This is a genomic window from Tepidibacillus infernus (assembly GCF_048898065.1).
GTDB classification, from domain to species: Bacteria; Bacillota; Bacilli; order Tepidibacillales; family Tepidibacillaceae; genus Tepidibacillus_B; species Tepidibacillus_B infernus.
Genome location: NZ_JBLWFI010000001.1, coordinates 2,110,924 through 2,125,600, shown reverse-complemented (window position 1 = coordinate 2,125,600; position 14,677 = coordinate 2,110,924). Strand labels below are relative to the sequence as shown.

Annotated in this window: 13 protein-coding genes; all 13 read left to right on the top strand. The window is 33.7% G+C overall.

Going from position 1 to position 14,677, the window contains the following annotated elements; translation table 11 throughout:
• Window positions 1–386: 386 nt before the first annotated feature.
• The 13 genes from TEPIDINF_RS10620 to TEPIDINF_RS10560 all read left to right on the top strand — a co-directional run bounded on the left by TEPIDINF_RS10620 (window position 387) and on the right by TEPIDINF_RS10560 (window position 14,255).
• Window positions 387–1,376, top strand: a complete 990-nt coding sequence (locus tag TEPIDINF_RS10620) for a LacI family DNA-binding transcriptional regulator (protein ID WP_421692162.1) — start codon at window positions 387–389, stop codon at window positions 1,374–1,376.
• 137 nt (window positions 1,377–1,513) lie between these two features.
• The gene (locus tag TEPIDINF_RS10615) at window positions 1,514–2,917 is read left to right on the top strand and encodes a sucrose-specific PTS transporter subunit IIBC (protein WP_421692161.1); all 1,404 of its coding nucleotides are present in this window, start codon (window positions 1,514–1,516) and stop codon (window positions 2,915–2,917) included.
• Window positions 2,918–2,951: 34 nt separating this feature from the next.
• A complete protein-coding gene (locus tag TEPIDINF_RS10610; RefSeq protein ID WP_421691970.1) occupies window positions 2,952–4,436 on the top strand; it encodes a glycoside hydrolase family 32 protein in 1,485 nt (494 codons plus the stop codon).
• Window positions 4,437–4,746: 310 nt separating this feature from the next.
• Window positions 4,747–4,917 (top strand): hypothetical protein, encoded by a 171-nt coding sequence (locus TEPIDINF_RS10605; protein WP_421691969.1) that lies wholly within the window; start codon window positions 4,747–4,749, stop codon window positions 4,915–4,917.
• 150 nt (window positions 4,918–5,067) lie between these two features.
• Window positions 5,068–5,262 carry a hypothetical protein gene (locus TEPIDINF_RS10600; protein ID WP_421691968.1) on the top strand — a complete coding sequence of 65 codons (195 nt, stop codon included), beginning with the start codon at window positions 5,068–5,070 and terminating at the stop codon, window positions 5,260–5,262.
• A gap of 384 nt (window positions 5,263–5,646) precedes the next feature.
• Window positions 5,647–6,261, top strand: coding sequence for a sugar transferase (locus TEPIDINF_RS10595; RefSeq protein ID WP_421691967.1), 615 nt, complete (start codon window positions 5,647–5,649; stop codon window positions 6,259–6,261).
• 47 nt (window positions 6,262–6,308) lie between these two features.
• The gene (locus tag TEPIDINF_RS10590) at window positions 6,309–7,202 is read left to right on the top strand and encodes an NAD-dependent epimerase/dehydratase family protein (RefSeq protein WP_421691966.1); all 894 of its coding nucleotides are present in this window, start codon (window positions 6,309–6,311) and stop codon (window positions 7,200–7,202) included.
• 2 nt (window positions 7,203–7,204) lie between these two features.
• Window positions 7,205–8,392 (top strand): glycosyltransferase family 4 protein, encoded by a 1,188-nt coding sequence (locus TEPIDINF_RS10585; RefSeq protein WP_421691965.1) that lies wholly within the window; start codon window positions 7,205–7,207, stop codon window positions 8,390–8,392.
• A gap of 15 nt (window positions 8,393–8,407) precedes the next feature.
• Window positions 8,408–9,430: a polysaccharide biosynthesis protein gene (locus tag TEPIDINF_RS10580; protein WP_421691964.1), complete on the top strand. Its 1,023-nt coding sequence runs from the start codon at window positions 8,408–8,410 to the stop codon at window positions 9,428–9,430.
• The gene (locus tag TEPIDINF_RS10575) at window positions 9,427–10,536 is read left to right on the top strand and encodes a capsular polysaccharide biosynthesis protein CapF (protein WP_421691963.1); all 1,110 of its coding nucleotides are present in this window, start codon (window positions 9,427–9,429) and stop codon (window positions 10,534–10,536) included. Before TEPIDINF_RS10580 ends, TEPIDINF_RS10575 begins: the two co-directional genes overlap by 4 nt.
• A gap of 3 nt (window positions 10,537–10,539) precedes the next feature.
• The gene (gene wecB, locus TEPIDINF_RS10570; RefSeq protein ID WP_421691962.1) at window positions 10,540–11,664 is read left to right on the top strand and encodes a non-hydrolyzing UDP-N-acetylglucosamine 2-epimerase; all 1,125 of its coding nucleotides are present in this window, start codon (window positions 10,540–10,542) and stop codon (window positions 11,662–11,664) included.
• A 99-nt stretch (window positions 11,665–11,763) separates the two neighbouring features.
• Window positions 11,764–12,972 carry a hypothetical protein gene (locus TEPIDINF_RS10565; RefSeq protein ID WP_421691961.1) on the top strand — a complete coding sequence of 403 codons (1,209 nt, stop codon included), beginning with the start codon at window positions 11,764–11,766 and terminating at the stop codon, window positions 12,970–12,972.
• Window positions 12,973–13,019: 47 nt separating this feature from the next.
• Window positions 13,020–14,255, top strand: coding sequence for a glycosyltransferase family 4 protein (locus TEPIDINF_RS10560; protein WP_421691960.1), 1,236 nt, complete (start codon window positions 13,020–13,022; stop codon window positions 14,253–14,255).
• Window positions 14,256–14,677 lie beyond the last annotated feature (422 nt).

The window sequence follows — 14,677 nt, the reverse complement described above, 5'->3', positions numbered from 1 at the left end:
AAAAAATTTTTACGTAAGACCATTAACTGATATCAGCTAATGGTCTTTTTAATGGTGTGCGCAGGGCGCAAAGTAGTAGGTGTAAGACCGATACGGGAGCTTGTAGTGCCTTAAGATACACGAACTACGTTTGAGTCTGATCCTTGTGGGTGAGCTTGCGTACCAAAACAAAGCCTAATAAGGATCAGAAACAAGGAGAGTAAATGTAGCTGATAATGGATACAGAAGCATATCAAATGTTGTTTTCTCATGTTATAGATAATGTGATAAAATAAAAAAATGGAATGCTAGTCAGGTGTTTGCCAATCAATGAATTGGCAAAACGACTGGTTTATATCGATGTGGTAGTTTGTATTGAAAATAAAATGAAGAAAAGGATGAACAAATTGATTACGATCAATGAAATTGCTAAATTAGCCAATGTTTCCCGAACCACTGTTTCCCGTGTGTTAAATAATTCTGGTTATGTAAGCGATGAAGCCAGAACAAGAGTTTTAAAAGTGATTAAAGAAACCGGCTACATTCCCAGCCACCAAGCAAAATCATTGAGAACGAAGCAAACAAAAGTTATCGGCGTCATTTTGCCAAAAATCAGTACAGATACTTCTAGCCGCATTGTATCAGGGATGGATGAAGTTTTTTCAGAAAAAGGCTATCAAATATTATTAGCGAATACAAATTTAAAAAACGAAAAAGAAATCGAATATTTAAATTTGTTAAAAAGTAGACGTGTCGATGGGATTATTTTGTTAGCCACAAATATTAATGAAAATTTGGTAAATGAAATCAAACATATCAATATTCCATTCGTTGCAGTTGGTCAAGAAATTCTACATTGCTCCTATATTGTTCATGATGATTATAACGCTGCTAAAACGATCACAAATATATTGATTGAAAAAGGGCGAAAAAATATTGCTTTTATCGGAGTTTATGAATTAGACTATTCAGTTGGAGTTTTAAGAAAACAAGGCTATTATGATGCATTAAAAGAAAACGGTTTGCCTATCCAGCCTTCTTATATATCCATTCGTGATTTTAAGCTAGAATCAGGGTATAAGGCGATGGAAGAAATAGCAAAAAACAATAATGTTTTTCCTGATGGGGTGTTTGCGGCAACCCATCGTTTAGCAATCGGTGCCATGCAATATTTAAAAGAAAAAAACATGAAAATCCCTGATGAAATTAGTGTGGCAGGCATCGGTGATTCGGATCTATCGAAAATCTACTCCCCTGCATTGACAACGATCGATTTAGAATATGAAGAGGCAGGGAGAAAGGCAGCAGAAATTCTTCTTTGGCAGATTGAAGGAAAAAAGGTTCACGAACAAAAAATCACGTTAGGGTATAGACTGATTGAAAGAGATAGTATATAATTAAAATGATGAAATCGATTTCATATAAATTAGAAATTGATTTCATCTAAAAAATGTTCAATATGGAATCGATTCCTCATTTTTACCAAAACGTCTAAACCAAAATATTTGTTAATGATGTGGGAGTGTGAAAAATGATGTCGGATAATAAACAAATTGCTAAAGAAATTTTTGCGGCAGTTGGCGGAAACGAAAATGTAATTTCTGCTGCCCATTGCGCCACACGTTTAAGACTTTTGATTAAAGACAAAGAGAAAATTGATCAAGAGAAAGTAGAAAATATTTCCAAAGTGAAGGGAGCATTTTTTAATTCTGGTCAATACCAAATTATTTTAGGAACTGGGACAGTCAATCGAATATATGATGAAGTGATCAAATTAGGTGTAAGCGGCAAAACGAAATCTGAACAAAGCAGCGAGGCTGCAAAAAGCGGGAACGCGTTTCAGCGGGCAATTAGGACATTTGGGGATGTTTTTGTGCCAATTATTCCAGCACTGGTTGCTACTGGATTGTTTATGGGGCTGCGTGGTTTAGTCATGCAAAAACAAATATTAGCTTTATTCGGGTTATCCCCGGCTGATATTCCGGAAAATTTCGTTTTATTTACCCAAGTTCTAACTGATACAGCATTTATATTTTTGCCGGCATTAGTTGCTTGGTCAACATTTCGCGTATTTGGCGGCACACCTTTGATCGGTCTCGTTTTAGGCCTTATGTTGGTTAGTCCTTCCCTTCCTAACGCATGGGGAGTTGCAGGAGGCGATATCGAACCAATTAAATATTTTGGTTTTATTCCGGTAGTAGGTTATCAAGGATCGGTTCTGCCTGCTTTTATTGCCGGCATTATCGGAGCAAAATTAGAACAAAACATACGTAAACGCGTTCCAGAAGTGTTAGACTTAATTCTGACTCCATTTTTAACGCTATTAATCATGATCACTTTGGCGCTGTTTGTTATTGGGCCTATTTTTCATATTGCGGAAGAATATATTTTGGCTGCAACGGTATTCCTTTTATCCCTTCCATTTGGCCTTAGTGGATTAATTATCGGCGCATTGAATCAGATTATCGTTGTGACGGGTGTACATCATATATTTAACATGCTGGAAATTCAATTATTGGAACAATTTAAAAGTAATCCTTATAATGCCATCATTACTAGTTCAGTTGCGGCACAGGGTGGTGCAGCTTTGGCAATAGGACTGAAAACGAAATCGTCTAAATTGAAGGCCTTATCATTGTCTTCGTCATTATCCGCTTTTTTGGGAATAACAGAACCAGCGATTTTTGGTGTAAATCTTCGTTATATCAAACCTTTTGTAATGGGGCTAATCGGCGGTGGAGTCGGAGGGTTTTTAGCATCAATGCTTGGTTTAAAAGCTACTGGGATGGCTATAACCGTTATTCCAGGAACATTGCTTTATTTAAACGGGCAAATTCTCCCATATATTTTAGTTAATTTAACCGCAATAGGAACAGCCTTTATACTAACTTGGTTATTTGGATTTTCTGACAAAATGCTGGCGGAAAACAAGAAATAAATTTGTATGAGTGTTGAACGATCGGAACAGGAGTATGTCAATGACAAAGGAATTGCAATTGTTAGAAAAAATAAATAAATTAAAAAGCAAAAATAAAGTATATACTCATGATCCTTATCGACTATGTTATCATTTATCGCCTCCATTTGGGCTGATGAATGACCCCAATGGCCTTATATACTTTCATGGACGATTTCACGTTTTCTATCAATGGAATCCGTTCGAAACAAATCATGGAATCAAATTTTGGGGGCATTTTTCCTCAACGGATTTATTGCATTGGGAAGAACAACCTCCAGCTTTAGTACCAAGTGAATGGTACGATAAAAATGGCTGTTACTCAGGTTCTGCTATCGAACATAATGATAAGATGTACCTTTTTTATACAGGAAATGTAAAAAATCAAAATGGTGAACGAGAATCATATCAATGTTTAGCTGTATCCGAAGATGGAATCCATTTTGAAAAAAAAGGACCGATCCTCAACGTCCCAAAAGGATATACCCCTCATTTCCGCGACCCAAAAGTTTGGAGACAGAACGGGTGTTGGTATATGGTTATTGGTGGCCAAAGCAATTCTTTAAATGGAAAAGCGGTTTTATTTTCCTCAACGGATTTATACCATTGGAAAATGTTGGGTCCTATTGCAGGAAGCAATTGGAATGGTTTAGGTGAATTTGGTTATATGTGGGAATGTCCAGATTTATTCCAATCTCAAGGGAAAGATATCCTTGTGTTTAGTCCTCAAGGATTGGAACCTCAAGGATTGAATTACAAAAACCTATATCAATCGGGTTATTTTGTCGGCCATTGGCTTCCTGATACAAACCATTATGAACATGGAGAATTTACGGAATTGGACCGCGGCTTTGATTTTTATGCACCGCAAACTTTCGTAGATCACCATAATAGAAGAATAATGATCGCTTGGATGGGGATGGGGGATGATAATGAACGATATCATCCAACTATTGAAAAAGGCTGGATTCACGCGTTAACTATTCCTAGAGAAATTAAAGTCATTGGCGATCATTTATATCAAATGCCAATTAAAGAGCTGGAAAAATTAAGAAGTGGCCAACCGATCATTATAAATCTTGTTTTAAACAATGAAAACGATGAATACTTTATGATGATACACCCACAATCAGAAATAACGATAAATGTGCATTCATTAACAAATGGACGGTTAGAAATTATGATTCGCAACAATATTAAATTATGCTACGACAAAAATAAAAATTTATTCATCATGGAGAGAAAAAAATTTGACGGCAGCGGGTTGGAAAGCAGGCAATGCATGGTAAATCAGCTGCGTAAATTACACATGTATCTCGATTCGTCATCTATTGAAATTTTCATAAATGACGGGGAAGAAGTTTTTACAGCGCGGTTTTTTGCCGATTCGGAAGATAAGACGTTTCGCATTTCATCGAAAGCGGAAGCTTTTATGCATTTGCAATTCCATTCATTGCTAGCTGCTTGTCAAGACCAGAAGACTTTTGATCCATTTTGTTAATTTACGATTAGACTTCTGAATGACATCTTCAAGTAATTTTAAAGAATATATCATGAAAAGACAGTCGTGGTATGGTTAACTAACCTAGCCAGGTAATGAACCCCTTTTTAATTCCAGCTTTTCTCAAGTAGTGTGTAATACATTTAATTCAGAAAATGCGTGATTGCTTTCATTTAGTAGTTGATTGTTTAAACGATTTTGCTCTATCATGTAGGAGACACCTCTTCGATTTTGGTAGTGTTTTCTAGTCAAATTCACTTCACCTTTGACTTATATTCAAGCTAACGGTTTAAGAGAGAATGGACTAGAAGTGAACCAAGCCATTACTGTTGGCATTGAAACCATCATGGAAAGTAAAAAGATCCTATTACCTGCCTCTATCTTAAAGAAACATTTTAATATAACGATTGTAATAGATAAGGGAGCAAAAAAGGATGTTAATATTGTATCTAAAGAAAACCTAGTAGATGAAGAAGGATAGGTAATTCGGTAGGTGTGTCGACCGATAGCAGACCATGGCATGCTATGAGAGTTGAGGAATGTATAAAATATTTAAAGAACGAACTAATTTAGAGAAACGTGGGAATCGTTAGTAGAATATGTGCTCTTTTATAAAAAAATTGACATTGGTATGAGTAAATGTTCTAAATGGATGATAGGACACGATAAGTCTATTTCATTGGATATAAATCGTCCATCACCTAATGAAATAGAAAATGAGATTAAAGATTTTGAAGAATATGTTCGGCTACTTCGTAGAAGAGGAGAACAAAAACGAGATGAAAGAGAAGCGATGCTAAGGCCACAGACCGTTGACATAGGTTAATGGTTTTTACAATCCAGTCATCTTATCTGATGAAGAAATGAAAGTTATGTTAGAAAAGTTCAAGACCTACGGACAAAGATAAAATCTAAATAATGAGAAAAGAGCACCTATCTTTCATAATAAAAGAAGGTGCTCTTTTACGATTACAAAGCTTACCACCATTTCTATAAATAGAACTCTACTATAGTAAAATTATCAGTTTTATAATAGATATTGTTAATATAATCACGAAATTAGTACTTTTTTGTAAAATTTATGATAAAAATGTCGAAATGAGCAGGATTCTTGATTACGTTAGGAGAAGACTATTAAATTGTATTGTAATGTAAAAAATTGTATCTACGCATTCGTTATATTTAGTTAAGAGGTTGAAAGAGTGATTATATGAGAATCTATCCAGTATTTAAACGTATTTTAGACTTTATATTATCCCTTATTGCAATGCTTATACTATGGCCACTTTTTCTAATTATTGCAATAATAATAAAACTAGACTCCAAAGGTCCAGTATTCTTCAAACAAAAGCGTATAGGTAAGAATAAGAAATACTTTTATATATTAAAGTTTAGAACTATGAGAACAGATACACCGAAGGACATGCCTACTCATATGCTCCAGAATCCAGATCAGTTCATCACAAAAATAGGGAAATTTCTTAGGAAAACTAGCTTAGACGAGTTACCGCAGATTATTAATATTTTAAAAGGTGAAATGAGTATTATTGGACCTAGACCAGCTCTGTGGAATCAGGATGATCTTATAGCAGAACGAGATAAATATGGAGCTAATGCTGTGTATCCAGGGCTAACTGGGTGGGCACAGATTAATGGCAGGGATGAACTTCCTATAGAAGTGAAGGCAAGTCTGGATGGCGAGTATGTACAAAGAATGAGTTTTGCTTTTGATATAAAGATATTTTTTAAAACAGTATTTAGTGTCCTACGAAGTGAAGGGATAAAAGAAGGAACTAGTGAGTCGAAGAAAGAGGTATCTCTATAATTGGATAATTCGGTATATGTAAGAGAATCTTTAAGGGGGATCATATCGTGCTTTATGTTACGGGAATTACAGGACATACTGGTAAATGGTTTTTGGATAGATTAATCAAGGAGAATTATCAAGGTAAAATTAGATGCTTGGTAAGAGAAAATAGCAATACGGAACTCCTTGATCATTCAGGGCTTAATATAGAAAAAGTATACGGAAGTCTAGAGGACAAAGCTTTATTGGTATCATCAATGGCAGGAGTTGAAACAGTTGTACATATTTCCTCTATTTTATTTTCAAACAACGTCATGGATGCTGCAATAAAGAATAATGTGAAATGGGCAATTCTTGTTCATACAACAGGAAGATACTCCAAATATAAAAGTGCATCGGAAGAGTATATTAAAATCGAAGATGGAATACTTAAAAAGCGTGGACAAATAGGCATTACCGTATTAAGACCAACAATGATATATGGATCCTCTGAAGATAGAAATATGTATAAGCTTGTTGATTACCTATACAGACATAAGTTCTTCCCTATGTTTGGGAAAGGTGAGAACCTAATGCAGCCAGTTCATGCTAAAGATTTGGGTTATGCCTATTATGATGTCTTAGTAAATAAAGATAAGACTTTTAATAAAGAATACAACTTATCTGGGAAATCCCCTATTAAATATATAGATTTAGTTAAAGCTGTCTCTGATACGTTAGGAAGAAAGAATATCATTGTAAAAGTACCTTTATGGATTTCTATCTTAGCAGCCAAAGTATATAATGCAATAGATAAAAAGGCTATTATTTCTGTTGAGCAAGTACTCAGAATGCAAGAAGATAAAGACTTCAATTATGATGAAGCAGCTAAGGACTTTGGGTATACACCTTTATCTTTCCAAAAAGGTATTAAAGGGGAAGTAGAGGAATATTTGCGTAGTAAGCAAAGAGGAAGATAACAATGAAAATTCTTGTAATCAGTCAATATTTCTATCCTGAACAATTTAGGGTCAATGATATCTGTTATGAGTTAGCAAAAGAAGGACATGAAGTAACGGTTCTCACAGGTCTTCCAAATTACCCTAGTGGGGTTATAGATAGTAAATATAGAGGTTTTAAAAATAGAACTGAAGAGATCAATGGGGTAAAAGTTATACGTTCTTGGCTTCTTGGAAGAGGAAAGGGAGTCAAAAAGTTAGCACTTAACTATATTAGTTTTGCTTTATCTTCTACACTAAAAGCTATATTTATGAAGAAAGAATTTGATCTTATTTTAGTTTATCAACTTTCACCAGTAACAATGGCTTTGCCAGGTATTTTATTAAAAAAACTTACAAAAAAACCACTTATTATATACTGTCATGACTTATGGCCGGAAAGTATAGTATCTGCTGGTATTTCATCAGAAAGTAAAATATATAGTATTTTATTAAAATTAAGCAAGTGGATTTATAAGAGTGCAGATGAAATATTCACAAGCTCTAAACTATTTGAAGAATACTTTAACCACACATTAGATATATATGATCACATTACTCACCTTCCAGTATACGCAGAAGCTTTATTTGAGAATATTCGTTCCACAAATAGAATTGATGAAACAGTAAACTTAGTCTTTGCAGGGAATATAGGTGAAATGCAAAGTGTAGAGACGATTATCTATGCTGCAAATGAGCTTAGAGAAGATCATCACATAAAGTTTCATATTGTGGGTGATGGTTCTTCTCGTGAAAAATGTGAAGAATTAGCCGATACATTACAGCTTCAAAATGTAATCTTCCACGGGCAACATCCTATTTCGGAAATGCCTAGATTTTACGAAATGGCAGATGCTTTTCTAATTACCTTAAAAGATAATAAAGTGATTTCCTATACATTGCCCAACAAAGTTCAGTCCTATATGGCAGCAGGAAAGCCAATTATAGGGGCAATAAATGGAGAAACACAAATCGTGATTGATGAAGCAAATTGTGGATTATGTGCTCCAGCAGAAGACTATAAAGAACTAGCTAATAACATAAGAAAGTTTGTAAAAGAAAAAGATAAACATTCTATTTATGGTGAAAACGCAAGAAAATACTATGACAAAAACTTCTCTAAAAAGAGATATATAGAGAGATTAAATCGTTTACTACAAAAAATAATTTAAGTGGAGATGTTTAATATGTTCAAAGATAAAACACTACTAATCACTGGAGGCACAGGCTCCTTTGGTCATGCTGTAATGAAAAGATTCTTAGATACTGAAGTAAAAGAAATTCGCATCTTCTCACGTGATGAAAAAAAACAAGATGATATGAGAAAGTTGTATAAAAACGATAAGCTTAAGTTTTACTTAGGAGATGTTAGAGACCTTGCCAGTGTAAAGAATGCCATGCATGGTGTAGACTATATTTTTCATGCAGCTGCATTAAAACAAGTTCCATCCTGTGAGTTCTTTCCTCTTGAAGCAGTAAAGACAAATGTGTTAGGTACAGATAATGTACTTACAGCTGCTATAGAATATGGTGTAAAAAAGGTAATCTGCCTTTCTACAGATAAAGCAGCTTATCCTATCAATGCAATGGGAATCTCTAAAGCGATGATGGAAAAGGTATTTGTGGCCAAATCAAGAACAGTATCTCCAGATAGAACCCTAATATGTGGAACAAGATACGGAAACGTGATGGCCTCTCGTGGGTCAGTCATACCATTATTTATTGAGCAAATTAAAAGTGGACAACCATTAACAATTACAGATCCTAATATGACAAGGTTTTTAATGAGTCTTGAAGAAGCTGTAGAGCTTGTGGTATTTGCCTTTGAAAATGCCCAAGCAGGGGATATTATGGTCCAAAAATCTCCAGCGTCTACAATTGGAGACCTTGCTCAAGCTTTGATAGAATTATTTAACGCTGATAATGAGATTAAGATAATTGGTACTCGTCATGGGGAAAAATTATATGAAACTCTACTTACAAAAGAAGAACGTGTAGTAGCTGAGGATTTTGGGGGATATTTTAGAGTACCAGCTGATCAAAGAGATCTTAATTATGATAAATACTTTATAGAAGGAGATCAGCGGTTAGTTACAGAGGTTGAATATAATTCGAATAATACAGAACGTTTAAATATAAAACAAATAAAAGAAAAACTATTAGAAATAGACTATGTTAGAAAAGAGTTAGAAAGTTGGAGTAAAGTATGAAAATACTTGTAACTGGGGCAAAGGGTTTTATAGGAAAAAATCTTATTGCCGAATTAAAAAATAGAAAATATACGGATATCCTTGAATATACTAAGGATACGAATCCATCTTTATTAGATGAGTATTGCAAAGAAGCTGATTTTGTCTTTCACCTTGCAGGTGTTAATCGACCAAAAGACCAATCAGAGTTTATGAAAGGGAATTTTGGCTTTACATCAACTTTGCTTGCTACATTAAAAGAATATAATAATAACTGCCCAATTATGATTTCATCATCTATTCAAGCAGAATTAGATAATTCTTATGGAAGAAGCAAAAAAGCAGGAGAAGATTTGCTCTTTAAATATAGTAAAGAAACAGGTGCAAAAGTGTTTGTTTATCGACTACCTAATGTTTTTGGTAAATGGTGCAGACCAAATTACAACAGTGTTATAGCAACGTTTTGCTATAATATAGCCCATGATTTACCTATTACAGTGAATGATCCAAGTGTTGTGATGAATCTTGTGTATATAGATGATGTGGTAAATGAGTTGATTAATGCTTTAAACGGCAAAGAAAATGCAGTTGGAGATTTTTGTGAAGTGCCTGTAGTGCATACCATTACTTTGGGAGAAATCGTAGATTTGATTTATTCATTTAAAAAGAGCCGTGAGGAACGTACTATTCCAGATATGTCTGACGCATTTACAAAGAAGCTTTATAGCACATATTTAAGTTATTTGCCTAAAGATCGATTCAGTTACGAACTTAAAATGAATGTGGACTATCGAGGTTCCTTTACGGAGTTTATCAAAACACCAGACAGAGGACAGGTTTCAGTAAATATATCTAAACCAGGAATAACAAAGGGAAATCACTGGCATCATACAAAAAATGAAAAATTTCTTGTAGTTAGTGGAAAGGGAGTTATTCGTTTTAGAAAAATCGATTCAGATGAAACCATCGAATATTACGTTAGTGGGGATAAACTGGAAGTTGTAGATATACCACCAGGTTATACCCATAACATTGAAAACCTAGGGGACACGGATATGGTTACAATAATGTGGGCTAATGAAGCTTTTGATCCAGAAAAGCCGGATATTTACTATTTGGAGGTATAACATATGAAGAAGTTAAAAGTTATGACAGTTGTTGGAACCAGACCAGAGATTATTAGGCTGTCAGCTGTAATCAATAAACTAGATGAAACAAAAGCAATAGAACATGTTTTAGTCCATACAGGTCAGAACTATGACTATGAATTAAATGAAGTGTTTTTCAAAGATTTGGAACTAAAAAAACCTGATTATTTTTTAAATGCAGCAACAGGTTCGCCTATGGAAACTATAGGTAATATTTTAATTAAAATAGATCCTATTTTAGACGAAGTAAAACCAGATGCTTTTTTAGTTCTAGGAGATACAAATAGCTGTCTCTGTGCCATTGCAGCAAAGAGAAGACATATTCCGATATTCCATATGGAAGCAGGAAACAGATGCTTTGACCAAAGAGTTCCTGAAGAAACCAACAGGAAGATTGTAGACCATATATCCGATATTAATATGCCTTATAGCGATATAGCAAGAGAGTATTTATTAAAAGAAGGACTTCCGGCCGATAGAATTATAAAAACTGGCAGCCCCATGTTTGAAGTAATCAATTCAAGAAAGGAAGATATTGAGAAATCAGATGTATTGGAAAGATTAGGGCTTGAAGAAGAAAAATATTTTGTAGTATCGGCTCATAGAGAAGAAAACATAAACTCAGATGAAAACTTTTTGAATTTAGTAGATAGCATAAACGCTTTAGCAGAGAAATATAAAATGCCGGTAATAGTAAGTACCCATCCAAGAACAAGAAAAATGATAGATACTAAAGATATTAAGTTTAACCCTTTAGTAAATACGATGAAACCTTTAGGTTTTAATGACTACGTCAAACTTCAAACTAAAGCGAAAGCTGTATTAAGCGACAGCGGAACAATAAGCGAAGAATCATCAATTCTTGGGTTTAAAGCCCTGAACATAAGACAAGCCCATGAAAGACCGGAAGCTATGGAAGAAGCATCGGTAATGCTGGTTGGGCTGAACAAGGAAAGGATACTTCAAGGGTTAGAGATATTAGAGACACAAGGAAAGGGCACATTAAGGCTCGTGGAGGACTATAGTATGCCTAATGTTTCGGACAAGGTGCTGAGGATTATATTGTCTTATACAGATTATGTGAATAGAGTAGTTTGGGGGAAATAATAAGGACTTCAAAAATGATTTTGTGCGAGTCTGAATACGCTAATTGGAGATATAACATATCATAAGGTTTAAAATACATTAAATTAGGATTGGTTGATAATGAAAAAGCTTATATACGTATTAATGTTCTTATCCTTTTTTCCATTTGTAAGTTTTATAAATATTGGTACTGATACTCAGCCTTATGCATTTGTGATTGCAGTAATGATAATTCTACTTAATCGCAACTATAAGATTCCAAAGCTGATAGCACCACTATTCTTAGTGTCAGCACTTTCAGTAGTTATTTTTATTATTTTTGGTAAATATGGGATGTTAGAACTTAGGAGTTTGTTCAATTATTTGAGCATAACAGTAATTTCATATGCGTCTTATCTTGGAATTAAGCGAATCGGAGGAGTAGATGAAAAATATTTTAAAATAATTATAAATATTTGGTTTATTGTTGGTTTGGTTCAAAAGTTTATTAAGAGTGATTTCTTATTATTTTTAGTAGCAGGTGGTAGGACTAGCGTTGGACGCGGTATTACTAATCTTACATCTGAACCTTCTTTCTATGGGTATATGATTATATTTGCTTTGTTGTTTGTCCTAGACTTTAAAGAGAAGAGAAATTTATACATTGTGAACTTATTAGTCCAACTTTTTCTTTTTTCGCAGTCAGCCGTATCAATGGTGTACCTTGGTATTTATGTTGGATTATTACTAGGCAAATATATTTTGAGCTTAAAAATATCTAACATAAGAAAAGTGGTAATAATTGCATTGTTATTTGTTGGTAGCCTAACAATGTATTTTAATATGTATCCAAATAGTAGAGCAACTGTATTGTTAGGATCAATCTTGTCAAATCCACAGGAAGTGTACTCAGCCGATGCAAGCGTAAGATCTAGATTTAACCATATTTACATTCCAATAACGGAGGCATTTAGGTCTTATTTAATGCCGAATGGGTATAGTAGAGCTTTAGAAGTATTTGGTTACAGAAGGATAATGAGCGGATATGGTGCTGGTATATATGAATTGGGTATAATAGGCATTATTATGGTGATAAATATCTTTTTAATAGTATATAGGGCTACTTACCATAGAAATAACAAACTAAACAGTGTTTTTTTGACCATAATAATGTTTTCGGCAATCCAACTTGCTTCACCAATTTTAGCGTTTTATATTGGATATGTACTTAATCTTAATAAAAGCAAAAAAAATAAAGTTATGATAAATAAGAAGATTTTGAGTGAAGAGTTGGGTAAAAAAAGGAATAAGTTAGGAAAATACAATTTATCAGTAAATTTGCGAATGTAATATATTCATACTTACAATATATTATACGATAAGCTAGGGGGGATTTAATGAAGGTATTACAAATTAATTCAGTATGCGGAATTGGTAGTACAGGAAGGATTGTTACTGACATTCATAATATATTAATTGAACAAGGTCATGAAAGCTATATTGCATACGGGAGAGATCTGCCTAAGAATTGTGATACTCCGATTAAGATAGGTAGTAAGTTAGATAATTATAAACACGTAGCTTTAACTAGAATATTTGATAAGCATGGATTTGGTTCGAAGAAGGCTACTCAAAAGTTTATCGAAAAAGTTAAAGAATTGGACCCAGACATCATTCATTTGCATAATATTCATGGATACTATATTAATATTGAGGTTTTATTTGATTATTTGAAGAAGGCAGATAAACCTGTTGTTTGGACACTTCACGATTGTTGGAGTTTTACAGGTCACTGCGCTTATTTTGATTATGTAGGTTGTGATAAATGGAAAACTAGTTGTTACGATTGTCCTGAGAAAAATTCATATCCAGCGAGTGTGATTATAGATAATTCAAAAGACAATTACATTAAGAAAAAGGAACTTTTCACAGGCATTAAGAATCTCACAATAGTTACACCTTCAAAATGGTTGGCTGGTCTAGTAAAGCAGTCATATTTAAGAGAATATCCTGTTGAAGTTATTAACAATGGAATTGATTTGGACGTGTTCAAACCTACTCAGAGTGATTTTAGAGAAAGATTTAATTTGGAAGATAAGTTTATTATCCTTGGTGTCGCCAGTACATGGAATCGCAGAAAGGGTTTTAAATATTTCATAGAGTTATCTAAGAAGATTAAAAATGATGAAGTTATTGTTTTAGTTGGTTTGTCAGAAAAACAAAGAAAATATTTGCCTAAAAACATCATAGGGATTACACGAACTAGCAACGTTAAAGAGCTAGCCGAGATTTATACAGCAGCAGATGTATTTTTAAACCCAACTTTAGAAGATAATTTTCCAACGACTAACTTAGAAGCATTAGCTTGTGGTACACCTGTTATCACATTTGATACAGGTGGAAGCCCTGAGAGTATAGATGAAAAGACGGGTTTTGTTATAAGAAAAGGTAACCCTAACGAATTACTAGAAAAAATACAACAGCTTAGATCTAAAGAGAAGATTTTTTTAAGAGAAGATATGTTGGAAAGAGCAAATACTCTTTATGATAAAGAAAGGAAATATAATGAGTATATAAAGCTTTATGATAGTTGCAGGGATATGACTATATATAAAGAAAGAGAGACTCAATAATTATGTTGTCATTTATATTATTTCTTTTAGCTATAATTTACTATTACTATTTTTATAAGAAAACTAAAGATCCCTTAAACCCTATAGGGTTAATGTTATTAATCTGGTGTACTACAGCATCGATTTCTTCTTTATACTTGGCACCCTTACAGCAAAAATGGAACTTTGAGATGATTTTTGTAGTAATAAGTAGTTCTGTGGCAGTATTTTTTTCTGGTTACTTAATTATACCCAAGAATAAAAAAGTACATGCGATTGAAGATTTCAATATCACAAATGGGTTTATTATTTTAACTCACTAGCGTTGCATAAATATAGTCGAAATTTTCAGTAAATATGTTTTTGTGAATTAGAGCCAAAAGGACAAAACCTAAAGAAAAGGTGATTCTGTCCATTTGGTAAATATATACATTTAAATACTG

Excerpts from the sequence above, each read along its gene's own strand:
- TEPIDINF_RS10615 (WP_421692161.1), top strand. The coding sequence starts at position 1,514 with ATGTCGGATAATAAACAAATTGCTAAAGAAATTTTTGCGGCAGTTGGC.
- TEPIDINF_RS10610 (WP_421691970.1), top strand. The coding sequence starts at position 2,952 with ATGTCAATGACAAAGGAATTGCAATTGTTAGAAAAAATAAATAAATTA.
- TEPIDINF_RS10600 (WP_421691968.1), top strand. The coding sequence starts at position 5,068 with ATGAGTAAATGTTCTAAATGGATGATAGGACACGATAAGTCTATTTCA.
- TEPIDINF_RS10595 (WP_421691967.1), top strand. The coding sequence starts at position 5,647 with ATGAGAATCTATCCAGTATTTAAACGTATTTTAGACTTTATATTATCC.
- TEPIDINF_RS10585 (WP_421691965.1), top strand. The coding sequence starts at position 7,205 with ATGAAAATTCTTGTAATCAGTCAATATTTCTATCCTGAACAATTTAGG.
- TEPIDINF_RS10580 (WP_421691964.1), top strand. The coding sequence starts at position 8,408 with ATGTTCAAAGATAAAACACTACTAATCACTGGAGGCACAGGCTCCTTT.
- TEPIDINF_RS10575 (WP_421691963.1), top strand. The coding sequence starts at position 9,427 with ATGAAAATACTTGTAACTGGGGCAAAGGGTTTTATAGGAAAAAATCTT.
- wecB (WP_421691962.1), top strand. The coding sequence starts at position 10,540 with ATGAAGAAGTTAAAAGTTATGACAGTTGTTGGAACCAGACCAGAGATT.
- TEPIDINF_RS10565 (WP_421691961.1), top strand. The coding sequence starts at position 11,764 with ATGAAAAAGCTTATATACGTATTAATGTTCTTATCCTTTTTTCCATTT.
- TEPIDINF_RS10560 (WP_421691960.1), top strand. The coding sequence starts at position 13,020 with ATGAAGGTATTACAAATTAATTCAGTATGCGGAATTGGTAGTACAGGA.